At 58.9% G+C, this 21929-nt stretch carries 22 protein-coding genes; 8 read left to right on the forward strand and 14 right to left on the reverse strand.

Going from position 1 to position 21929, the window contains the following annotated elements:
• Nucleotides 1-7: 7 nt before the first annotated feature.
• From AB1A64_RS17985 to AB1A64_RS18005, 5 genes are read right to left on the reverse strand one after another with little or no spacing between them, the layout of a single operon-like run.
• Complete coding sequence (locus AB1A64_RS17985) at nucleotides 8-550, reverse strand: DUF3833 domain-containing protein (RefSeq protein ID WP_366552841.1); 543 nt, start codon at nucleotides 548-550, stop codon at nucleotides 8-10.
• A complete protein-coding gene (locus AB1A64_RS17990; RefSeq protein WP_366552843.1) occupies nucleotides 547-1164 on the reverse strand; it encodes a DUF3833 domain-containing protein in 618 nt (205 codons plus the stop codon). Before AB1A64_RS17990 ends, AB1A64_RS17985 begins: the two co-directional genes overlap by 4 nt.
• Nucleotides 1161-2384: an MFS transporter gene (locus AB1A64_RS17995; protein ID WP_366553142.1), complete on the reverse strand. Its 1224-nt coding sequence runs from the start codon at nucleotides 2382-2384 to the stop codon at nucleotides 1161-1163. The genes AB1A64_RS17990 and AB1A64_RS17995 overlap by 4 nt, the downstream gene beginning before the upstream one ends.
• The gene (locus AB1A64_RS18000; protein ID WP_366552845.1) at nucleotides 2384-2929 is read right to left on the reverse strand and encodes a hypothetical protein; all 546 of its coding nucleotides are present in this window, start codon (nucleotides 2927-2929) and stop codon (nucleotides 2384-2386) included. The genes AB1A64_RS17995 and AB1A64_RS18000 overlap by 1 nt, the downstream gene beginning before the upstream one ends.
• Nucleotides 2880-4214 carry an FAD-dependent oxidoreductase gene (locus AB1A64_RS18005; RefSeq protein WP_366552847.1) on the reverse strand — a complete coding sequence of 445 codons (1335 nt, stop codon included), beginning with the start codon at nucleotides 4212-4214 and terminating at the stop codon, nucleotides 2880-2882. The genes AB1A64_RS18000 and AB1A64_RS18005 overlap by 50 nt, the downstream gene beginning before the upstream one ends.
• Before the next feature lie 167 nt (nucleotides 4215-4381).
• Between AB1A64_RS18005 and AB1A64_RS18010 the strand changes: the two genes are divergently transcribed.
• Nucleotides 4382-5107 (forward strand): SDR family NAD(P)-dependent oxidoreductase, encoded by a 726-nt coding sequence (locus AB1A64_RS18010; protein WP_366552849.1) that lies wholly within the window; start codon nucleotides 4382-4384, stop codon nucleotides 5105-5107.
• 3 nt (nucleotides 5108-5110) lie between these two features.
• Here the strand turns inward: AB1A64_RS18010 and AB1A64_RS18015 are convergent, their stop codons facing one another.
• The gene (locus AB1A64_RS18015; protein WP_366552851.1) at nucleotides 5111-6763 is read right to left on the reverse strand and encodes a DUF6504 family protein; all 1653 of its coding nucleotides are present in this window, start codon (nucleotides 6761-6763) and stop codon (nucleotides 5111-5113) included.
• A gap of 62 nt (nucleotides 6764-6825) precedes the next feature.
• The gene (locus AB1A64_RS18020) at nucleotides 6826-7116 is read right to left on the reverse strand and encodes an I78 family peptidase inhibitor (protein WP_366552853.1); all 291 of its coding nucleotides are present in this window, start codon (nucleotides 7114-7116) and stop codon (nucleotides 6826-6828) included.
• Nucleotides 7117-7245: 129 nt separating this feature from the next.
• On the opposite strand from AB1A64_RS18020, the gene AB1A64_RS18025 reads away from it, so the two are divergent.
• Together AB1A64_RS18025 and AB1A64_RS18030 are read left to right on the forward strand one after the other, a co-directional pair.
• Nucleotides 7246-8358 (forward strand): S-(hydroxymethyl)glutathione dehydrogenase/class III alcohol dehydrogenase, encoded by a 1113-nt coding sequence (locus AB1A64_RS18025; protein WP_366552854.1) that lies wholly within the window; start codon nucleotides 7246-7248, stop codon nucleotides 8356-8358.
• A 94-nt stretch (nucleotides 8359-8452) separates the two neighbouring features.
• Nucleotides 8453-9178, forward strand: coding sequence for an NYN domain-containing protein (locus AB1A64_RS18030; RefSeq protein WP_366552856.1), 726 nt, complete (start codon nucleotides 8453-8455; stop codon nucleotides 9176-9178).
• 8 nt (nucleotides 9179-9186) lie between these two features.
• Here AB1A64_RS18030 and AB1A64_RS18035 read toward each other — a convergent pair whose 3' ends face one another.
• From AB1A64_RS18035 to AB1A64_RS18045, 3 genes are all read right to left on the reverse strand, one after another.
• Nucleotides 9187-10125, reverse strand: a complete 939-nt coding sequence (locus AB1A64_RS18035) for a DMT family transporter (protein WP_366552858.1) — start codon at nucleotides 10123-10125, stop codon at nucleotides 9187-9189.
• A 142-nt stretch (nucleotides 10126-10267) separates the two neighbouring features.
• Nucleotides 10268-10681: a group III truncated hemoglobin gene (locus tag AB1A64_RS18040; protein ID WP_366552860.1), complete on the reverse strand. Its 414-nt coding sequence runs from the start codon at nucleotides 10679-10681 to the stop codon at nucleotides 10268-10270.
• Between the two features lie 51 nt (nucleotides 10682-10732).
• Entirely contained in the window at nucleotides 10733-13651 is a 2919-nt protein-coding gene (locus AB1A64_RS18045; protein ID WP_366552862.1) for an error-prone DNA polymerase, read from the reverse strand.
• Between the two features lie 109 nt (nucleotides 13652-13760).
• Here AB1A64_RS18045 and AB1A64_RS18050 point away from each other — a divergent pair, with 109 nt between their 5' ends.
• Nucleotides 13761-14225: a DUF1203 domain-containing protein gene (locus AB1A64_RS18050; protein ID WP_366552864.1), complete on the forward strand. Its 465-nt coding sequence runs from the start codon at nucleotides 13761-13763 to the stop codon at nucleotides 14223-14225.
• Here the strand turns inward: AB1A64_RS18050 and AB1A64_RS18055 are convergent.
• The gene (locus tag AB1A64_RS18055; protein ID WP_366553144.1) at nucleotides 14222-15214 is read right to left on the reverse strand and encodes an ABC transporter ATP-binding protein; all 993 of its coding nucleotides are present in this window, start codon (nucleotides 15212-15214) and stop codon (nucleotides 14222-14224) included. The genes AB1A64_RS18050 and AB1A64_RS18055 overlap by 4 nt on opposite strands.
• A gap of 87 nt (nucleotides 15215-15301) precedes the next feature.
• On the opposite strand from AB1A64_RS18055, the gene AB1A64_RS18060 reads away from it, so the two are divergent.
• The 3 genes from AB1A64_RS18060 (at nucleotide 15302) to polA (ending at nucleotide 19067) form a co-directional block, all read left to right on the forward strand.
• On the forward strand, nucleotides 15302-15481 hold the full coding sequence (locus tag AB1A64_RS18060) for a zinc-finger domain-containing protein (RefSeq protein WP_366552866.1): 180 nt from the start codon (nucleotides 15302-15304) through the stop codon (nucleotides 15479-15481).
• A gap of 34 nt (nucleotides 15482-15515) precedes the next feature.
• A complete protein-coding gene (locus AB1A64_RS18065; protein ID WP_366552868.1) occupies nucleotides 15516-16178 on the forward strand; it encodes a YrbL family protein in 663 nt (220 codons plus the stop codon).
• Nucleotides 16179-16268: 90 nt separating this feature from the next.
• Nucleotides 16269-19067 carry a DNA polymerase I gene (polA, locus tag AB1A64_RS18070; protein WP_366552869.1) on the forward strand — a complete coding sequence of 933 codons (2799 nt, stop codon included), beginning with the start codon at nucleotides 16269-16271 and terminating at the stop codon, nucleotides 19065-19067.
• 57 nt (nucleotides 19068-19124) lie between these two features.
• Here polA and AB1A64_RS18075 read toward each other — a convergent pair whose 3' ends face one another.
• Nucleotides 19125-19355, reverse strand: coding sequence for a DUF2798 domain-containing protein (locus tag AB1A64_RS18075; protein WP_366552871.1), 231 nt, complete (start codon nucleotides 19353-19355; stop codon nucleotides 19125-19127).
• 62 nt (nucleotides 19356-19417) lie between these two features.
• A complete protein-coding gene (locus tag AB1A64_RS18080) occupies nucleotides 19418-20173 on the reverse strand; it encodes a TIM barrel protein (protein ID WP_366552873.1) in 756 nt (251 codons plus the stop codon).
• Nucleotides 20174-20354: 181 nt separating this feature from the next.
• Between AB1A64_RS18080 and AB1A64_RS18085 the strand changes: the two genes are divergently transcribed.
• A complete protein-coding gene (locus AB1A64_RS18085; protein ID WP_366552875.1) occupies nucleotides 20355-21290 on the forward strand; it encodes a DMT family transporter in 936 nt (311 codons plus the stop codon).
• Here AB1A64_RS18085 and AB1A64_RS18090 read toward each other — a convergent pair.
• A complete protein-coding gene (locus AB1A64_RS18090) occupies nucleotides 21287-21865 on the reverse strand; it encodes a DUF1285 domain-containing protein (RefSeq protein ID WP_366552877.1) in 579 nt (192 codons plus the stop codon). The two genes, AB1A64_RS18085 and AB1A64_RS18090, sit on opposite strands and share 4 nt — an antisense overlap.
• Nucleotides 21866-21929: the final 64 nt, after the last annotated feature.

Genomic DNA, 21929 nt, shown 5'->3' on the forward strand with positions numbered 1-21929 from the left:
TTGCGCTCTACTGTTTTTCAAAGAACAGGATAACCTCGCCCAGCCGCACGCCATACCGCGAAACATAGGCGCGGTTCAGCAGACGATCATCGCTTAGCAGCCACATCCAGTCGTCAAAGTTGACCCGCATGGTGCCGTCCTTGACCGGCAGATCGATCTTGTATGTCCAGTTGAATGTATCACCGCGCTCGACCCCGCTGGCAGTACCCAAAACGCCAGGCGCAGTTCCGGTCCAGGTGTCCTCACCGGTTTTGGTCAGGGTCCAGACGCGTTGTTCGGTGGCGTTGTCGTCATAAACGAAATCCTCGACCAGGGTCAGGGTCTCGCCATCCCAGGTGCCTTCGATATCCACCGTAAATCGGCGGGGGACATTGCCCAGAACATCCTGAAACTGACCATAGGCGACGGTTTTGCCTTCAAAGAATTCCTCAAGGTTCAACTGCTGGTCGGACAGAAAGCTTTTAGGTACGCGCGGCTTCGCCGAACAAGCGGTCAGCGCGGCAATCCCCGCGATGGCAAGGGCCGCGATCAGGATGCGGCGGGGCGTCATTGCAAGGTCCTCGTTTCTGCCGCGGTGTCATAGCCATTTGAGCCGCTGACATGCGCAGCTTTAGCTTCGAGCGCGGGGCGCATGGTGGCGACCAGTTCGGCGACCTTGATGCCGAATTTTCGCATCTCGGACCGGTTCATGATCACACCGTTTTCGGTCAGGTACATCCAGTCAGTGACGTCCAGTGTGTGCCCGCCCGCGTCTTGGGGCAGGACGATCCGATAAGTTAGCTTGACGGTTGAGCCCGAAATTATGCCCTGACCCTCGCCGACGATATCATCTGCCGTCGCGGTAAACGTGTTGCCCGTGCCCAGCGTCAGATACCATTTGCGGCTCATCTTCTTGCCATTGGAATAGGTGAAATACTCGGCCAGCGTGCCGGTGTTGCCATCCCACTTGCCCACCATACGGGCGACAAAGCTGTTCGACATCTTCCCATTGGGGCCATAGATCAGTCCTTCGGATAGGATTTCGCCGTTTAGGACTTCTTTCATCTTAAAGGCAGGCCCGGTGCCGCTGTAATCGGCAGGGGATTGCGAGCGAAAGCTTAAGAACCGGCGCTGAGCTGCGACCAGGACAAGAATGGCAAGTAGAAGGATAGCTACGATAGTCATTTGGCTGAGACCTCAGAAGGCAACGTCAGGACCAGCCCGAACGCGCCAAGTTTCAGGATGCAGGGCAGCACGGCATAGGCGAGGGTGAGCGTCCGCAACGCCTCGGCCGAGTTTGCCTGTCCTGGGGTGAACCCGCTGCGTTCCAGCAGCGGCAGAGTGAAAAAGGCAGCGAGCGCGAGGCCCAGCTTGCCAGCGAAAGACCAGATGCCAAACGCTGCGGATGCGTTCAGCCCCGCCCGCGTCAGCGCGACCGAAAACATCGCGGGCAGCACCACCATATCCGCCCCCAGTGCCGCGCCCGAAGCCAAACAGATTACGGCGAACCCGGTCAGGTTTCCGGTGGACAACAGGGCGGCGCCCACAAATCCCGCGATCGACAAAGGCATGGCGATGATCAGTGTCCGTTTCGGGCCAATCCGATTAGCCAGCTTTGCCCAAAGCGGAACGCTCGCTCCGGCGCTGAGGAAGAACAGGATCAGCAGTGGTCCGGCTTTTCCGGGCAATTGCAGGCGATCTTCGACAAAGAACAAAAACAGGGTCGAAGTGATAGCCACTGGCAGGCTGTTGACCAGCGCCAGCAGCAGCAGGCGCAACGCACCAGCTTGCGCGAGTCCATTGAACGACAGGCCATCGCCAGTAATCGGGGGTCGGCGCCAGATTGGGATCGTCAGAATCAGGGTGAAGATCGCGATCAGGCCCAGAAACAGGCCAAAAGCGGGATAGCCCTGCGCGGTGGCTCCGAATGCTACGAACAAAGCTGGAGCGCTGGCTGCAAGGATGACGCCTGTCAATTGCCCGCCTTCGCGCCATGCGGCCAATCTTATCAACTCTTGTGGTTCTGGCTGTATGGCAAGCGTCGCGCTGCGACCGTAAAGCAGGATGGTGCCCAAGCTGTAGGCTGAGAATAGCAGGATCAAAACAGAGACTAATAAGGCAATATTTGTTCCCGGTGGTAGCCCAAACAGCATGGGAAACCCAATTGCCAAACCAATCGCAGCTGTCGCTGCAAACATCAGTTGCGCGTTTGGCCAGCGATCTATGGCCCAACCGATCAGCGGATCCTGCACCAGGTCGATTAACCGGATCACCAGCAGAACGGTACCGATCACACCCAACCCAATGCCAAGATTGACGGCAGCAAATCGCGGTAGATGGATATATAGCGGTATCCCCGCCGCAGCGAGCATCAGCGCATACAGACTGACACGCGGGTACAGCATCATCCGCCCTTCAATTGGCGGGTGAAACTACCCGATCTGGTATTGTCGCCCAGAAAAATGGACATAAAGGCGCTTTTGGCGCCGGGATAGGACAAGGTACAGGTCTTTTGGCCGTTTCGCCAAAAGCCAACTTTGTTTGGGCCTTCCGAGATTGCAATATAGCTGTCGCCCTTGCTAACCGCCTGAAAACACTTCTGCAACTGGGCCTGCGTCGGGGCAGGGTTTCCTTGTCGGGCCATCTCGTCCAGCGTCGACTCAACCAGTGCTTTTTGTTTCAGGGATTTGCGGTATGTCAGCTGTAATGCAAAGTCCTGCGTCCAGTTGAGTGCACTGCCTTGCAGCGTATAGAGCTGGGCATCGTAGATCGGCATGCCCAAAAACCGGAAAGTTGCGCTGCCTCTGAGTTGCGCATCAGCCAGCGTCTGTGTGATCGGTGACGCGGCCAACCCGCTCGGGGTCAGCACGCACACAGAAACCAGCGCAGCGCGGCAGGTGTCAGAGATCAGCCGAGGCAGGGATGGCCGGGTCTTGTGCAGGAATGCCATTTTCAGCTCCGAGTGTGTGCGGGGTACCGTTAAGGCGCTCAACAACATGCATCGCGCTGGCGATCCCGTCTTCGTGAAAGCCATGCCGGTTGTAAGCCCCGGCAAACCAGGTTCGGTTCTGTCCCTGCATCTCGCGGATTTGTCCCTGGGCTTTCAGGGCCGCTTTGTCGAACACTGGATGGGCAAACTCGACCTTGTCATAGATTTTATCCGCGGGAATTTCCGACGACGCGTTCAGCGTTACAAACAACGGGTCACTGTCCGGGATATTCTGCAGTCGGTTCATCCAGTAAGTCACGCCAACATTCCCCGCTTGCGAACGGTAGGTCCAGCTGGACCAGCACGCGCGACGGCGCGGCATCTGGCTTGGGTCACAATGCAGGATAGCCTTGTTAGGTTGATATCGAATAGAGCCTAACGCGGCTGTTTCCGCATCTGTTGCGGTCTCGCCCAGAATGGCCAGGGACTGATCGGAATGGGTGGCCAATATGATTTCGTCGAACAGATCAACCTGCCCTTGGCTGTGGATTGTCACACCGGCTTCGCCGCGTTGAATATGCTCAACAGGGCAGGCCAGACGGATTTCACACCCACGCTCACGCAGCGCAGCATCGATGCGGCGGACATATTCGATACTGCCGCCCTTAACTGTGTACCATTGATGCTGGTTGGCGCGACCACTGGCCAACAGGGCATGATTGCGAAAGAACTGTACCAAAGAGCGGGCCGGGAACTGATCCACAAACTCCACCGGAGTGGACCAGATCGCGCCGCACATCGGCATCAGGTAATTGTGGCGGAACCAATGGCCCAGGCGCAGCTGATCGACCAGCTCTCCGATCGTGGTGTCATCGTCACGTGCGGCTTCGGGGGCTTCTTTGCCAAAGCGCAGGATGTCCACGATCATCTTATAATAGGCAGGCCGTGCGAGGTTGCGCTTTTGCGCCGTCAGGGTGCGCAGGTTGTTCAGACCGTATTCAATACGGCCATTGTCGATAGTGGCACCAAAGCTCATTTCGGATTTGATGACAGGCACGTTCAGTTCATCGAACAGGCGAGTCAGATAGGGATAGGTGGCATAATTGAAGACAATGAAACCGGTATCGACAGGTTGGTCGCCGTTTTTGCCTGCCATGACGGTTCGGGCATGGCCGCCCAGCCGAGGTTCGGCTTCGAACACGGTCACATCGTTGTTTTTCGACAAATAGTAAGCGGCCGACAGGCCTGAGATACCTGCGCCTACTACTGCGATTTTCTTGCGTACGCCTCGGGTTTCGTCGAACATGCCATCCTCTTTGTGCGACATTTTACAATAGGATACGCAGGATATGCCGGGGTGGATCAATCGGATTAGAAGTTTTTCGCAAAAGCACTATGTTGTGACGTCTGGAGTTTTGATCCAGTGCGTCGCTCTGGCCGTAAAATCTTAGAAACAACTGTATTGGCCTGGGCATGAGCAGCTTTGAAGGAAAAACCTATTGGATCGTTGGCGCCAGCGAAGGGCTGGGTCGGGCTTTGGCCGAGGCGCTGAGCCGTAAGGGCGCGCATCTGATCCTGTCTGCGCGCAATGCTGACCGCCTGGCCGAGATTTGTTCTGCCCTGCCAAATGCACAGGCCGTGCCCTGTGATGTGACCGATCTGGACGCCGTACGTCGTGCCGCGGTCGAGGCCGGAGATGTGGACGGTTTGGTCTATAACGCCGGGGCTTATGAGCCGATGCGCTCTGCCGATTGGAATTCCGATGCCGTGTTGGCGATGACAGATGTGAATTACACAGGTGCCCTGCGGGTTCTGGGTGAGGTTGTACGCAAGTTCGTACGCAGGGGTCGGGGGGATATCACGCTGATCGGGTCTTTGTCTGGGTATCGGGGTTTACCCGCGGCGGTGGGGTACGCGGCCAGCAAGGCAGCACTTGTTTCGTTGGCCGAGACCATGCGGTTCGACCTGGCGGGCACAGGGGTGACGGTGCGCATCGTCAATCCGGGCTTTATTAAGACCCGCCTGACCGAGAAGAACACTTTCAAGATGCCGATGCTTATGACGCCCGAGGAGGCGGCAGATCGTGTGGTCAAGGCGATGTCCCGCCGTCGCTTCCGTACGGATTTTCCGGTTCCACTTTCCTGGCTGATCCGTCTGATCGACTATTTGCCAGATTGGTTGGTTTATCGTGGAAAATAGACTCTAACAAAATTGTCCTTGGCAAAACCAGCCTGCCGACATGGTACCGCCATGGCCGTAAAACAGCCACAGCCGCTCGCCCTGTTCGGTCACCACCACCCAGTAATCGCGCACGCCGCTGCGCCAGTTGGGGTCGTCCAGCCACCATTCCGGCGCAATGCGTTCTGGGCCCGTGGCCTGCGCCAGTTGCCAGTCGCGCCCGCGCCAACGAAAGGCGGTTGGAACATCTGGAGTTTCCGGCGCCATCACCGGTTCGGGCTGCCACATCTGCAAGGGGCGGGGACGCGGAGGGGCAGGCCAGTCATGCGCCGGTTCCGACCAGGCCGCGGCCAGCGTCTGGGCCGTCTTCTCGGGGATATGTGAGGCCGCCGGGTGCCGCCGTGTGATCGCGTCCAACCCCACGCGTGCGCCCAGCTTGCCGATCAGATCATCGACGCCCGTGTTGCCTTCCAGCCGATCCCGTACGGCGCGACGGGCCTCGACATGACCCGCCATGGTGCGAGCGTGGATAGGCTCGGTCTGGACCGCCACAAGCCGCAGCATGTCGATGCCATAACCCGCATCAATCTTGTCGATTTTCATCTCTAACAAGGGACGAATACGATATTTGTCAAAGGTCGGACGGGCGAGACCAACCTCGATAATCTCAGCCGCCTGATCGGCGCGATGTGCCTCAAGCCGCAGAGTGCGAACGCCGCGCCCTTTCTCCTCAAGCTTGGCGCAGAGCGTAGGCAGCACCCGGTCGATCGCGGCCATGACGTCTTCGATCAGACCGATTGGGTTGGGCAGGGTCATGCGCACCGCAAAACGATGTGGCGGGCGTGCGGGCGAGACCGGCTCGGGTGCGCTGCCCATGGCCTGATCCAGCCGCAGCACCAGACCCCGCCCGAACCGCCGCGCCAAACTGGCGCGCGGCTGGCCCAACAGATCGCCGATCCGGCGCAGGCCCAGACGGTTCAACTGCGCCACGGTCTGATCCTCCAGCCGCAGCGCTGCGATGGGCAGGGGGCTGAGTGCGCCATAAGACTGCCCCGGCGCTGCAATCCGTGCGCCGCCGCCCAAGGCCATCACCTGCGGCGCGGCGCCACCTTTGGTCCAGTGCCGCCGCTTGGTGGCGCGGGCACGGGTGGCGCGAGCCTCTTGGCTGATGGCGTCGCCGTTGCGGTCGGACGTGGCCTCTTGCCCGGCGTATCGCGCCAAAGCCCAGGCCGCGCCCAGCGTGTCGGCGATGCCCATCTGCACGCTCAGACCCATATCCGCACAGTCGATCTCAAGGACGCTCAGCAGTGCTTCTTCGCCACCGAACAAATGGGCGCAACCCGATAGGTCGACAATCAGCCCGTCCGGCGTTTCCTCAGCCACCCAAGGGCTGAACTTGCCCGCCCAACGGCGCAAAGCGGTCAGAAAAGCCGCTTCGGCAGGGACATTGCGGGGGCGCGTCACAAGGTTCGCGCACATGGCATGGGCATCGCGTACCGGCTGGCCCACGCGCAGCCCGGCGGCTTGCGCCTCGGCGTTCAGCGAGGTGACAACCTGCATGTTCGCTTGCTCGGCCACCACGGCCAAAGGCCCATCCTGCAGGCCCCGCGCAGCGCGGACCAGCCGTTCAGCCCCCAGGCGGGGAAACCAGAGTGAGAGTATTCGGCGTTTGGGCATCGGCAGACATCAAAAATGTTCCCATTTTGTTCTTATCGTAGAATCATGCCCTGAGTCCACGCTTACCCGCAGCTCAGACGCTGAATGATCCCGGTTCCGTTGACGAACACGTTTAAACGGTCGATCCGGTAATCTTGTGTGGCCAAATCATCCGGCCCCAGCACGCGCGAACGTTCGGGCAGCGCAGCTTGAATGGTTGAGACCGGCTGACCAATGGAATCGGCAAAGGGTTCCCCCTCACAAAAGGCCAGATCGACCGGTGCGTTCTCAGGCGCAAGGCGGGCGTCTTCCGGCGCGGGAGATGTCTCGGCGCAGGCGCTCAGCAGGATCAGGATCGGGATAAAACGGCGCATTGGCGTTCCTCTTTGCGGCAATGTCGTTTCTGCAATATCAAAACATTAGCCAATCTGTCACTAAAGCGCAGTTGAAAACGCCCCGCGATTGACGCAGGGTCGGGTCAAAGAAGACAGGGAGACAACGATATGCGTACCCGTGCCGCCGTTGCCGTTCAGGCCGGCAAACCCTTGGAAGTGATGGATGTTAACCTCGAAGGCCCCAAAGCGGGCGAGGTTCTGGTGGAAATCAAGGCCACCGGCATCTGCCACACAGATGAATTCACTCTGTCGGGTGCTGACCCCGAGGGGCTGTTCCCCGCCATTCTGGGCCACGAAGGCGCGGGCGTGGTGGTCGAGGTCGGCCCGGGCGTAACCAGCCTGAAGCCGGGCGACCACGTGATCCCGCTCTACACCCCCGAATGTCGCGAGTGTGAATACTGTCTGCACCCCAAGACCAACCTGTGTCAGGCGATCCGCGAGACCCAAGGAAAGGGCCTCATGCCCGATGGCACCTCGCGCTTTTCGACGCTGGATGGCGATCCGATCCTGCACTACATGGGCTGCTCGACCTTCGCGAACCACACGGTCCTGCCCGAGATTGCGCTGGCCAAAGTGCGTGAGGACGCGCCGTTCGACAAGATCTGCTATATCGGCTGTGGCGTGACCACCGGCATCGGTGCGGTGATCAATACAGCCAAGGTCGAAATTGGCAGCCGCGCCATCGTGTTCGGACTGGGCGGTATCGGCCTGAATGTGATCCAGGGCCTGCGTCTGGCAGGGGCCGATCAGATCGTCGGTGTTGACCTGAACCCCTCCAAAGTGGAAATGGCCACAAAATTCGGCATGACCGATTTCGTCAACCCGTCCGAGGTTGAGGGCGATCTGGTTCCTTATCTGGTCAACCTGACCAAGGGCGGGGCGGATTACACCTTTGACGCCACCGGCAATGTCGGCGTCATGCGCGCGGCGCTGGAATCGGCGCATAAGGGCTGGGGAGAATCGATCATCATCGGCGTGGCACCTGCCGGGGCCGAGATCTCGACCCGTCCGTTCCAGCTGGTCACCGGCCGGTCATGGCGCGGTACAGCCTTTGGCGGGGCCCGAGGCCGGACTGATGTGCCCAAGATCGTTGATTGGTACATGGACGGGAAGATCGAGATCGACCCGATGATCACTCACACCATGGGTCTGGATGACATCAACCACGGCTTTGACCTGATGCATAAGGGTGAGAGCATCCGGTCGGTCGTAGTTTACTGATAAACTTAAAATAAATTCAGAGGGCGGGCTTTTGCTCGCCCTTTTTGTTATTACATTTCTCTTTACGAATAAAATTTTGAGTTGAGGGATTTAAGTGACAACAGGAAAAACAGACCGCTTGGCGGTTCTGATTGATGCAGACAATGTATCTGCAAAACATGCAGCCGACATTTTCGAAGAAATCGCAACACTAGGAGAGGCGGGGTTAAGACGGATCTACGGGGATTTTTCCACTGGGTCGCCGCAGGGGTGGGACGCCAAATCTATGGCCGAATACGCCATCGTTCCCCATCAGCAATTTGCAAATACAACCGGAAAGAACTCAAGCGATATTGCCCTGGTTATCGATGCGATGGATATCCTGCATAGGGGGCAGTTTGGCGGTTTTGTTCTGGTATCTTCCGACAGCGATTTTACACGTCTTGCCAGCCGTGTTCGCGAAGAGGGGCTGGATGTTTTTGGCATCGGAGAACGCAAGGCCCCTGAGGCGTTCGTACGAGCGTGTAACCGATTTATTTATATTGAGAATATTAAAAAGCCTGACGCTGGCACTTCACAAACCAAGAACTCCGGAAGCACAACAGCGAAACAGGATTTAAACCATGCTTTTCAGCTTATACGCAACGTTGTGCAGAACACGAATGAAGCCGATGGTTGGGCCAACATGGCATTTGTCGGAAGTCAGCTAAGAAAGATATATCCGGACTTTGATACCAGAACATATGGCTACAAAAGGCTGAGCGAAGTGGTGCGCGATATTGATCGTTTTGAAAAGAGTGGCACAAACGGCGATCTTAAGATCAGATGCCGTGAGTCCTGAAGGCCAGTTTACTTCCCCGGCCGTGACGCTCCGGTATCTGACCGCGGTGACCGTACCCGCAGAACAGGGGTGTTGGCCGAGGTGGTGTTGGTCCTGCTCTCGCGCCAGACCACATAGACACCGGACGCGATGATGACGCTTGCGCCAACCGCTACCCAGATGTCCGGACGCTCACCAAAGAAAACCATGCCAAACAGCGTGGCCCAGATGATCTGGCTATATTGGCTGGGGGCGATAACACCGGCAGGCGCGGCGCGATAGGCCAGGATAATCAGGTGTTGCGCGATCACCGAGAACACGCCGACCAGCGCCATCATCGCCAGGTGCAGCAGCGAGGGCGGCAGATACACGGCAGGTTGGGCAAGGCTCATCGCCACAATGGCCAGCAGCATCGGGTATAGGATCAAAACGGCCGAGCGTTCCTCATTCCCGATCTTGCGCACCAGAACGGACGCAAAGGCGCTGCAGAACGCGGCCGTCAGGGCTGCAAGATGGCCCAGAGTGATATCCGTGGCGCCGGGGCGCAAGACGATCAGGACACCGATCAGACCGACACCAACGGCGGCCCAGCGTTGGGCGCGCACGACCTCTCCCAATATCGGGATCGACAGGACGGTGACGATCAAGGGGAAGGAAAACAGTAGCGAATAGACCTCGGCCAGTGGCAGCACCGAAAACGAATAAAACGCGCAAACCATGGAGGAAACCATCAGGGCCGAGCGCAGCAGCACTAGCCACGGGTGGTGCGGCAGGAAGTTTCCGGTTGTACGGTCGGTCAGGATCGTCACCGCCATCGGCACAAAGGAAAACAGCGTGGCGAAAAAGATGATCTGCATCACCGAATAGGTCCCGCCCAGCACTTTGATCAGCGCATCATGGCTGGCAAAGACGGCAAAGCCCGCAAACGCATAGCCAAGACCCCGGAGGGTGGTATTTTGAGTGCTCATGGGTCTGGCCTCGGGTGATATGCGGTATTTAGGACGGCACGGAGTGATCTCGGGCTGTCTATTCGCGCTGCATAAACCCATTTTGCAGAGTCTGATAGCCCCTATTTTACCGCTAACATGTCAAAGCCGGTATGACATCCGATCATCGCAGGATCGGCGGCGCGTCCTTAGGCTGACGGGCAGATTGAACACCCGCTTTCATCCCCACACCGATACGACGCGCCAAGGCGACCCACGGGGTGGCGGTTTCTGAGGGCAGCGTCCGGGTGGCGACCTCTTCGAACAGATCCAGCCAATGGGCGAAGAATTCGGGCTTTACGTCGGGCCGTTCGATATGGACCCGCTGTGGATTGCCGTCATAGCTGCGTTCAAACAGGATGGCGTTGCGCCAGAAGGCGGCAATTTTTTTCTCATGCGCGGGCCAGTCATCGACATGTCGGTTGAAGATCGGCCCCAGCACATTGTCTTCCCGGACACGTGCATAGAAGGCGCTGACTTGCGCGTTGATTTGCTCGGGCGTCGCGGGAAATCGCGGAGGCAGGGGTGGTCTGGACATGGGTGATCTCGGGGTTTCGATTCTGTTCGCGGTCAATAGCCGGTTCAGGGGTTACGCTACAGGGGTGGTTTTGTCGCGCTGGTCCGGTGTCAGAATATGCCGCAGCAGGGCCACCGGATGCGCCTTGAGGCTGAGACGGGTGGCGACATAATCCTCGACCACCTGTTCGCCCAATGTCATCTGAGGCAGATAGGCCTCGGGCTCGTCCAGCGCCTCGCCCTCCAGATCCTGCGAAAACAGCGGCAGCGGTTTGGCCGTCGCAATCGCCTTGGCCTGCCACAGCGCCTCGCGCCGGGTTAGGTCGCAGGCGGCAAAGGCGTCGGCCTCGGCCAGTCGTTCGATCACCGACGGCCCCAGACCGGCACGGCGCCAGACATCATCGACCTGGGTGTAGCCGTTGCCGCGCGCGGCGGTCAGCCAGCTGGCGTCTTCCTCGCTGAGGCCCTTGATTTGGCGGAAGCCCAGCCGCAGGGCCAGCCCGCCCTGGCCGTTGGGTTCCATCACATTGTCCCAGAAACTGGCATTGATGCAGACCGGCCGCACCTGAACCCCGTGTTCGCGGGCATCGCGTACAATCTGGGCTGGCGCATAGAACCCCATAGGTTGCGAGTTCAGCAGCGCGCAGGCGAAGATGCCGGGATGGTGGCACTTGATCCAGGCCGAGGCATAGACTAGCAGCGCAAAGCTGGCCGCGTGACTTTCGGGGAAACCGTAAGAGCCGAATCCTTCGATCTGAGAAAAACAGCGCTCGGCGAATTCGTCGTCATAGCCGTTGCGCTTCATGCCGCGCAGGAACAGCGCACGGAATTCGCTGACATTGCCATGTTTCTTGAACGTGGCCAGAGACCGGCGCAGGCGGTCGGCCTGTTCCGGGGTAAAGCCCGCGCCAACGATGGCGATCTGCATCGCCTGTTCCTGAAACAGCGGCACGCCCAGCGTTTTGCCCAGCACCTCGCCCAACGCGTCCGAAGGGAAGCTGACCTCCTCTTCTCCGTTACGGCGGCGGATATAGGGGTGGACCATGTCGCCCTGGATGGGGCCGGGGCGGATGATGGCAACCTCGATCACCAGATCATAGAAGTTGCGGGGGCGCATCCGGGGCAGAAAGTTCATCTGCGCACGTGATTCCACCTGAAACACGCCGATACTGTCTGCCTTGCAGAGCATATCATAAATCGCCGGGTCCTCGGGCGGCAGGGTGGCCAGCGTATAGCTGGTCTGGTGATGTTGACCGATCAGGTCGAACGCCTTGCGGATACAGGTCAGCATGCCAAGACTGAGGACATCGACCTTGAGGATACCAAGCGAGTCGATGTCGTCCTTGTCCCAGCAGATGACTGTACGGTCCTCCATCGTGGCGTTTTCGATGGGGACCAATTCATCCAAACGCCCCTCGGTGATGATGAAACCGCCGACATGTTGCGAGAGGTGACGGGGGAAGCCGTTGATCTCATAGACCAGCATTAGAGTCTGTTTTAAGCGGCGATCTTCGGGGTCCAGACCGATTTCACGCATGCGTTCAGCCTCGAGCCCGGCGGCTGAGAAAAAGCCCCAGAGTTGTGAGGACAAGGCTGAAATGGTGTCCTCGGTCAAGCCCATGGCACGGCCAACCTCGCGGATGGCGCGCTTGCCGCGATAGTGGATCACGGTGGCGCAGAGGCCCGCGCGGTGGCGGCCATAGCGGTCATAGATGTGCTGGATCACCTCTTCACGCCGTTCATGTTCGAAATCGACGTCGATATCGGGCGGTTCATCGCGGGCTTCGGAGACGAAGCGTTCGAACACCATCGTGCCCATTTCGGGGCTGACTTCGGTGATGCCGAGGCAGAAGCAGACCACCGAATTGGCCGCCGAGCCCCGCCCCTGGCAGAGGATACCGCGCGAGCGGGCGAAATGGACGATGTCGCGGACGGTGAGGAAGTAGGGCTCGTATTTCAGCTTGCCGATCAGGGTGAGCTCATGCGCCAGCATCTTTTGCGCCTTTTCCGACGCGCCCGCCGGATAGCGCCATTTTAAACCCTCATGCGCCAGGCGGTGCAGGCGTTGGGTCGGGGTTTCCTGTTCGCTGCCCTCGCTTGGGTATTCATAGCGCAGTTCGTCCAGAGAAAAGGTCAGCTGTTCGCTGAGTTGATGGGCGCGGGTGACCGCTCCTTCGTGACCCCTGAAGATGCGCAGCATCTCGGCCTCAGACCGCAGGCGCTGTTCCCCGTTGGCCAACGCCTCGCGACCGAGCTCATCGACTTTGCGGCGCAGGCGAATGGCGGTCACCACATCGGCCAGCTTGCGGCGGGTACCGTGGTGCATCAGCGGTGTGCCACTGGCGAGGGTGGGAATGCCGAGTTGCGTTGATTCAGTCTCTAATATGGAGAAATATGTGCTATCTGCGCCATCATAACGGGGGTGCATCAATAGATGCATCCGATCGGCAAAGCGGCGTGTCAGCTGTTGCGCCTGTGTCCGCCATATGCTCGCGCCGCCCGGAGACGGTGTCGCCTGTGGCCAGAGCAGCAGGTGGAGACTGTCAGAGAATTCCAACAGGTCGGACAGCTGTAGAATGCAGTCGCCCTTTTCTGCGCGCAGGCGGCCTTTGGACAGGATACGGCATAGGTTGGACCAGCCCTGCCGGTTCAGGGGCAGGGCGGTCACGGTGGGCGCGTCGGTAAAGATCAGCCGCGCCGCGGGAATCAGGCGCGGCACCGCGTGGATGGGGTAAGAGGGCGGTTTGGGGATGTGATCGGGGCAAGGTGGGCCGATGGACGTGTTCTGCGCTTCCCATTCGAGCCGTTCGCGTACCTTGCGGGCGATCTCGCGCGCCTGCGTATGGGCACGGACGATCCCGGCCACCGAATTGTCATCGGCAATCGCGATGGCGGGCAGGCCGAGGGTGACGGCACGCTCCATGTATTCCTCGGGATGTGAAGCCCCGGTGAGAAAGGTGAAGTTGGATGTGATCGACAGTTCGGCATACATGGCGATTCCATATTATATTCACGTTTTGTTCTTTTTCGAGTCCTTTGCGCAGGAACCGGGTCGCTTGGATTGTCCCGGACGATCATGGTTGGGCAAAAGGAGACGCAAAATGTTCAAGATCACCGCATTGCTAACCGACGAAGTGCGCGCCCTTCAGGCTGGTCAGCCGGATGCTTATGGCGCCACGCCAGAGCGCGCGACATCCACAGGCACAGGCAATCCGTGCCGCCATTGCCTGCAAAACATTCCTGAGGGCGAAGAGATGCTGATATTGGCACATCGGCCTTTTCAAGAGACACATCCTTATGCGGAGACAGGTCCAATATTCTTATGCGCTGCAAAGTGTGAGCGGTACGAGGGGAAAGGGTTGCCTGAAATTCTGACCACGTCACCTGACTATCTAATCAAGGGCTACGGAACCGATGACCGGATCGTCTATGGCACCGGAGCGATCACGCCCACAGACCAGATTGCCACTGCGGTCAGGGATATCTTTGCCCGCCCCGATGTGAGCTATATCCACGTTCGATCCGCGCGAAACAATTGCTACCAGGCCCGAATCGACCGGGTCTAAAGCTTGACCCGGTGCAGGCCCCGGCGCGGCTGATCCTGATCGTCTGCTGGCGTCTCATTCGCGCGGGATGAGGTGAGGGCGAGGAAGACATCCTCGAGATCCGCTTCTTCGGTACGAACATCGCGGATGCGGATGCCGGCAGAGCGCACGGATTCCAGAACCTGTTCGGCGCTGGTCTGGGCGCTGCGATAGCTCAGCACCAAAGTACCATCGTCGCGCAAAGCGGCTTCGACGCCTTCGGTTGCGGGTAAATCCGCAATCGGGCTGTCCGGCGCAATCACCATGGTGCGGCTGTCTACCCGGCCCAGCAGGTTGGCGGTGCTGTCCTGCGCGATCTTTTCGCCATGATTGATGATCGCGATCTCGTCACACATTTCCTGCGCTTCTTCCAGGTAATGCGTGGTCAGGATGATGGTCATGCCCTGTTCGTTCAGCTTGCGCACATTGGCCCACAGCATCTGACGCAATTCGATATCCACGCCCGCGGTCGGTTCGTCCAGCACAAGGATCTTGGGATGATGCACCAGCGCCTTGGCCAGCAACAGCCGCCGCCGCATCCCGCCCGAGAGGGTTCGCGCATAGGCCTCGGCCTTATCGCTGAGGCCAACCAGTTCCAGAATCTCATCGCTGCGGCGCTGGGCTTTGGGCACGCCGTACAGGCCGGCCTGCACCTCAAGCGCACCGCGCGGGGTGAAGAACGGGTCGAGGTTCAGTTCCTGCGGCATCACGCCGATGGCGGCACGGGATTGGCGCGGGCTCTGGTCCTGATCATAGCCCCAGATCGATACATGGCCCGAGGTTTTCACCACCAGCCCGGCCAAAATGTTGATCAGGGTCGATTTCCCCGCCCCGTTCGGCCCCAGCAGGCCAAAGACCGAGCCTCGCGGAACGGTCAGGTCGATGCCTTTCAACGCGCTTTTTTCGGGCTGACCCTTGCTGCCCCGATAGGTTTTGCGCAGCCCTTCGATCCTGATTGCCGCATCGGCCATGTGACCCTTGCCCCCGGTTTGCTCATCGCTCATAAACGCACCTAATGCATGCCCGCGAGGCCGACAACCGAAGAAGGATCGCCAGCCGTGACAATCGAAGCGCCGGAAACCAAGATCGTCGAAACCGCCCGTGTCGCCTGTGACGGTGGCGAAGGCGCATTGGGCCATCCGCGCGTCTGGCTGCAAATCCCCGAGGAAATCGGCTGGGTTGAGTGTCCGTACTGCGACTGCAAATATGTGCTGTCCGGCAGCCAAGCACAAAGCTGACAAGGTGGCAGGTGCCGCGCGAAACGGAGGCCGAATGCCATATGCGGTGCAGCTTTTGCAGCTATCGGATCAGGAGCCACTGGCAAAAGGCGGCCACAGAAATGTGTATGCGTACCCGGATCAGCCCGCGCTTTTGATCAAGGTGACACGGCCCCGTACACGCCGGAACCGCTCGTTCTCTAAGCGGTTGGTGCGGCGGATATTGCCGGACACCGCCTTTCGCAACGCCTTGAAAGAGATCGAATGCGAGATGAAAGCCGCGCTGAAAAGCGGTGAGGAAATCGCGCAACTGCCATTGGCACGATCGTTTGGTGTTGTGCAGACAGATGTCGGGCCGGGGGTTGTGGTTGAACGGATTCAATCCAGCGATGGTCAGCTTGCGAACCATCTTTTGTCGGTGTGCCGACAGCAGGGGCTGAGCGATCAGATGCTGGGTGACCTCAACCGTTTTGTGGAAAAATTGTTCGAACTGCAGATTGTAGGCCGTGACATCCACGCGGAAAACATCGTCTACGGGCTTCGCGGTCAGACCCGAATGTTTCTTCTGATCGATGGGTATGGTGAGCGTAATCTTGTTCCTTTGCGGTCACTAAGCCGTCGGTTGAATGATCGGTCCCTAAACAAGCAGATGCAGCAAATCGCAGATCGTACCGGGCTGGTTTGGGATAAGGCGCGCAGGGTATTCAGCCTCGGCTAGGCGGTCGGATACGCAGTTTGTTTATCTTCTGCGCTGGTCACCTGCACGGCCCTGTGGCAGAACCGTTCCCAACCAGAACGGAGCGCGTACATGAGCAATTTCGGAAAAGGATGTCACCTGCATCTGATCGACGGATCAGCCTTTATTTTTCGGGCCTATCACGCGCTGCCCCCCCTGACTCGGAAATCCGACGGCTTGCCGATCGGTGCCGTGTCCGGCTTCTGCAACATGTTGCAGAAATATGTCGAAGGAAACGCCGGGCCGGACGCACCGACCCATGTGGCGGTAATCTTTGATAAGGGCTCGCACACCTTCCGCAATGACATGTATGACCTCTACAAGGCCAACCGCGAGGCAATGCCCGAAGACCTGCGCCCGCAGATGCCGCTAACGCGCGAGGCGACGCAGGCGTTCAACATCGCCTGCAAAGAGTTGGAGGGTTATGAGGCCGACGACATCATCGCGACCCTCGCCGTGCAGGCGCGCGATGCCGGCGGACGGGTGACAATCGTCAGCTCGGACAAGGACCTGATGCAGTTGGTCGGCGGCGGCGTGGAAATGCTGGACGCGATGAAGAACAAGCGCATCGACCGCGATGGCGTGATCGAAAAGTTCGGTGTTGGCCCGGAACGGGTGGTCGACGTGCAGGCGCTGGCAGGCGACAGCGTCGATAACGTGCCGGGCGCGCCGGGGATCGGGATTAAGACTGCGGCGCTATTGATCAATGAATATGGCGATCTGGAAACCCTGCTGGATCGCGCCGAAGAGATCAAACAGCCCAAGCGCCGTCAGACTCTAATTGAAAAGCGTGATCAGATCGAGCTGTCGAAAAAGCTGGTGCAGTTGGATGAACAGACGCCGCTGGATTTCACTCTGGACGATCTTGAAGTGAAAGACCCCGAGCCGGACATTTTGCTGGGCTTTCTGGCCGAGATGGAGTTCCGCACCCTGACCAAGCGCATCGCCGACAAGTTGGGGGCTGAGGCCCCGGTGATCGCTGATGCGCCTGCGCCGGTGGTTGAAGAGGCCGAGGCTGAGGCTATCCCCTTTGATGCGTCGAAATACGAATGCGTACGCGATGCCAAGGCGCTGCAGAAGTGGATTGATCAGGCGTATGAGCGTGGCTGGGTCGCGGTCGATACCGAAACCACCGGGCTGAATGAAATGATCGCTGAACTGGTCGGTATTTCATTGTGCGTTGTGGCAGGTGAGGCTTGCTATGTCCCTCTGATTCACCGCGAAAGCGCAACAGATGATTTGTTCGGGTCGGATGCATTGGCCGAAGGACAGATGCCGCTGGACGAGGCTCTAACACTGTTAAAACCGATGCTTGAGGATCCATCGATCCTGAAAATCGGCCAGAACATGAAATACGATGCCAAGATATTTAAGCGGTACGGCGTCGATGTGGCCCCGATCGATGACACCATGCTGATGTCCTATGCGATGCATGGGGGCGAGCACGGGCATGGCATGGATACTCTGTCCGAGCGGTATCTGAGCCACACGCCGATCCCGATCAAACCGCTGCTGGGCTCGGGCAAGTCGGCGATCACTTTCGACAAGGTGCCAATTGACGAGGCCACCGCCTATGCCGCCGAAGATGCCGACATCACCCTGCGCCTGTGGAAGCTGTTCAAGCCGCAACTGCATCAGGTGCAGGTGACCACAGTGTACGAGACACTTGAACGCCCCTTGGTGCCGGTTCTGGCCGAGATGGAGATGCATGGCATCAAGGTCGACCGCGATGTGTTGAGTCGCATGTCCAACGCATTCGCGCAAAAAATGGCCGGGTTAGAGGCTGAAATCCACGAATTGGCGGGTGAGAACTTTAATGTCGGCTCGCCTGCGCAGCTGGGTGAGATCCTGTTCGACAAGATGGGTCTGGAAGGCGGCAAAAAGGGTAAGACCGGGAAATATTCGACCGGCGCTGATATCCTGGAAGATCTGGCAACCGAGCATGAATTGCCACGTCGTGTGTTGGACTGGCGGCAGCTCAGCAAGCTGAAATCGACCTACACGGACGCGCTGCAGACCCATATCAATCCCGATACGGGTAGGGTGCATACGTCTTATTCGATCACTGGGGCGAACACGGGCCGTCTGGCCTCGACCGATCCGAACCTGCAAAACATCCCAGTGCGCACCGAGGAAGGTCGGCGCATTCGCGAGGCGTTCATTGCCGAGCCCGGTAACGTTTTGGTCAGTCTCGATTATAGCCAGATCGAGTTGCGGATTCTGGCGCATATCGCCGATATTTCGGCTCTGAAACAGGCGTTTTCCGATGGGTTGGACATTCACGCCATGACCGCGTCCGAGATGTTCGACGTGCCGCTGGACGAGATGACACCGGATATCCGCCGTCAGGCCAAGGCGATCAACTTTGGTGTGATCTATGGCATCTCGGGCTTTGGCCTGGCGCGCAATCTGCGCATCCCGCGGGCCGAGGCACAGGGGTTCATCGACCGGTATTTCGAGCGCTTCCCAGGTATTCGCCGCTACATGGACGAAACCGTCGCGTTTGCCAAAGAGCATGGTTACGTACAGACACTGTTTGGGCGCAAAATCCATACGCCCGAAATCAATGCCAAGGGCCCACATGCTGGGTTCTCGCGACGGGCGGCAATCAATGCGCCGATCCAAGGTACAGCAGCAGATGTGATCCGCCGTGCAATGGTGCGAATGCCGGGTGCGATCAATGGGTTGCCGGCCAAGATGCTGTTGCAGGTGCATGACGAATTGCTTTTCGAAGTGGCTGAGGACGCGGTGGATCAAGTGATCGACGTGGCACGCGATGTGATGGAAGGTGCATCGGACCCGGCGGTGAAGCTGGATGTAAAGCTGAGCGTGGACGCGGGACAAGGGGCCAATTGGGCTGAGGCGCACTAGCTGTTAAAACAAGGGCGGCGCTGTTCATCAGGCCCGGGGGGCCCTCTTCACAGCGGGTCAGTCCTGCGGCCTGACCAGGCGATTGACCAACCGTTGCACGGATGGGCCAAGCAGCAGGATGACAATGAAGGCGATCGGCCAGCAAAAGGCCCAGGACGCTATCCAATCGCTAAAGGTGTTGGGGCCAAACCCGATGGCTTTTATCGTCGCGATTCCGGTAACCAGGCAGGACATGAGGCCCGACATGATCAGGCTGAACAAGGCGCGGGAATAGCGAGCGGGGATCATTGCGGGCATCCTGATGGTCTTGTTTCCCATGATGTGCTGTATTTTCCGTCAAAACGCCAGAGCTAGCCCCGCATCCAATCAAGGCTGTCCGGTGTTCGCGGTGTCGAGGGTGTATATTCGGCGCTGACCCAGCCAGAATAGCCCTTTGCGTCTATCGCTGCGAACAGACGTTGGAAATCTGTTGGTCCGCGCCCCGGTTCGCGACGGTCGGGGGCAGCGCCGATCTGGGCGTGAACGATCCGCGGGTGAAAGCGATCCCAGACAGTTATTGCGTCGTCATGGATCATATGAGCATGGAAGCTGTCATATTGCAGGCCGACATTCGGGCGGTTCACGTGATCCAGCACCTGCATTGCCAGATCGTAATCGTTCAGAAAGTACCCGGGCTGGGAAACAGGGTTCAGCGGTTCGATCGTGAACTGCTGTTGCGGGGCGAAATCGGCGGCCCATTGCAGGTTGCGCACGAAACAGTCCTGCGCGTCCGGACCTTTGGCATAACCCGACATGATGTGGATTAGCCCTGGTCGCAGGATCTCGGCATAGCGCAGGACACGGCGGATATCGGATTGAAACCGCGCCTCGCCACCCGGAACCGCAGCATAGCCGGGCTCGCCCCCGGTGTAATTGGGTGGAGGGGCGTTGATCAGGATCAGATCCAACCCGTTCGCCAGCAGGGCGCGGCGCGTTTCCTTTGCGGCCAGTTCATAAGGAAACAGAATTTCGACCGCCTTGAATCCGGCGTCGGCCGCCGCCTGGAAACGCTCCAGATACGGAAGCTCGGCAAAGAGCAGTGAGATATTGGCGGCAAATTTGGGCATGGGCGATCTCGGGCAGTTGTTGGCCGGACCTTACCGGGACGGCGATTTTTGGGGAAGGGGACTAAAAACGACAGATTGTCGAAAATCGGCCAGATCGCCCGGATCAATTCAGAGACCTTTGGGGCAACGCGGCGAATCATTTTTGCGCGCCGTGCCAACAGAAGGTTTGAACACGATGGCAATGAGCCCTGACCCCGTGCGCGGGAACGCCCTTACTGTGTCTGGCGGACGGACATCCGCGGTGTCTGGCAATGGTCTGGCGGTTGCATCCATGCTGACTTGGGCGGCGGGATTTCCGGCCGCCGAGGTGCTGTTGCAAAGCTGGCCTCCGGTGGCCCTGTTTGCCGCACGACTGGTATTGGCGGTGGCGTTTCTGGTTCCGATCTGGTTGCTGATTGACGGGCCGTCACGCGTGTTGCGCGCCCGTTGGGGTCACGCGTTGTTTGTTGGCGGGACGCTGGGCGCTGGCATGTTCCTGATCATTGTGGCGCAAAAACTGACTGACCCGGTGACGGTGGCCATCATCGCCTCTTGCGCGCCTTTGTTCGCGACGCTGTTGGAACTGGCGACCGGTACACGGCGGTTGCGGTGGAATTTTGCGCTTGGTCTGGTCGTGTCTATCGTCGGCGGGCTGATCGCCACCAGTGCGGTGGCTCCGGCGCAGCTGGGGTTGGGCGCGGGCTGTGCCATCCTATCAACCGGGCTGTTTTGTTGGGCCAGCATGGCGACAGCGCGGGATTTCCCCGACCTCAGCCAGACCGGACGCAGCACGATTACCTTGGTTGGGGGGCTGATCGTGGCTGCATTCCTGTTCTTTGCGGCGGGTCAGGCGGGCATGGATATCCTGCCCTCGGCACCGATTGATGTGCAGCAGATGGGGATGCTGGTCATCTATGCGCTGGTTTCGCTGGGGCTGAGCCAGGTGCTGTTCATTGCATCGGTGGGCAAGCTGGGCGTGGCGTTGGCCTCGTTTCATATCAACATCGCGCCCTTCTATGTGATGCTGATCATGCTGATATTGGGCGAAGAGTGGAATTGGACCCGCGCGCTGGGCGCGAGCATCGTCGCTGTTGCTGTGGTTCTGGCGCAGGATCGCCGGGTCCCGCGACGGGCTTAATCCGGCAGATCCTTTGACGGGATCAGCGGAAAAAACTGCCCGCCCGACCGAACGCCGAACCAGCCATCCTGATGCTGGGCAAGGTCCACGAGGCGGTAAAAGCTTTTGCGATCAATCCGCGCCTCAAGGTTTGTGCGCACCAATACATAGGGCGACGGCTCTTCTGTTTCCTTGTCGATGACAATGCGGATGGGGTGATCCGGCCCCGCCACAGCCCGGTCACCGACATGCGTGCTGAAAGTCACGCTTTGCCCTTCGCCTTCCCCCTCGACATCGAAATCGACGGCCACAAAGGGCGCGTCCTCGACGGTGATTCCAACCTTTTCCACCGGGGTTACTAGGTAATACTTCCCGTCTTCTTTCTTAAGAATTGAGGAAAAAAGCTTCACAAGCTCGAACCGGTTGATGGACGACCCTAAATAACTCCAGGTGCCATCTTTTGCGATCTTGATGTCCAGATCGCCGGAAAACGGAGGATTCCACAGGTGAACAGGCGGCAAACCCTTGGATTTGGTTGCTTTGACTGATGCTGCCAGACCATCAGGTGAAGGGGTCACAGGTTTTTGTCCGCTCATTGCTTTTGCCATTTCCTCTCAGCGCGATACACTTCAATCATAATAGTCCACGGAAGGGAAAGTC

It is taken from the genome of Ruegeria sp. ANG10 (assembly GCF_040705255.1).
Classification (GTDB): domain Bacteria; phylum Pseudomonadota; class Alphaproteobacteria; order Rhodobacterales; family Rhodobacteraceae; genus Ruegeria.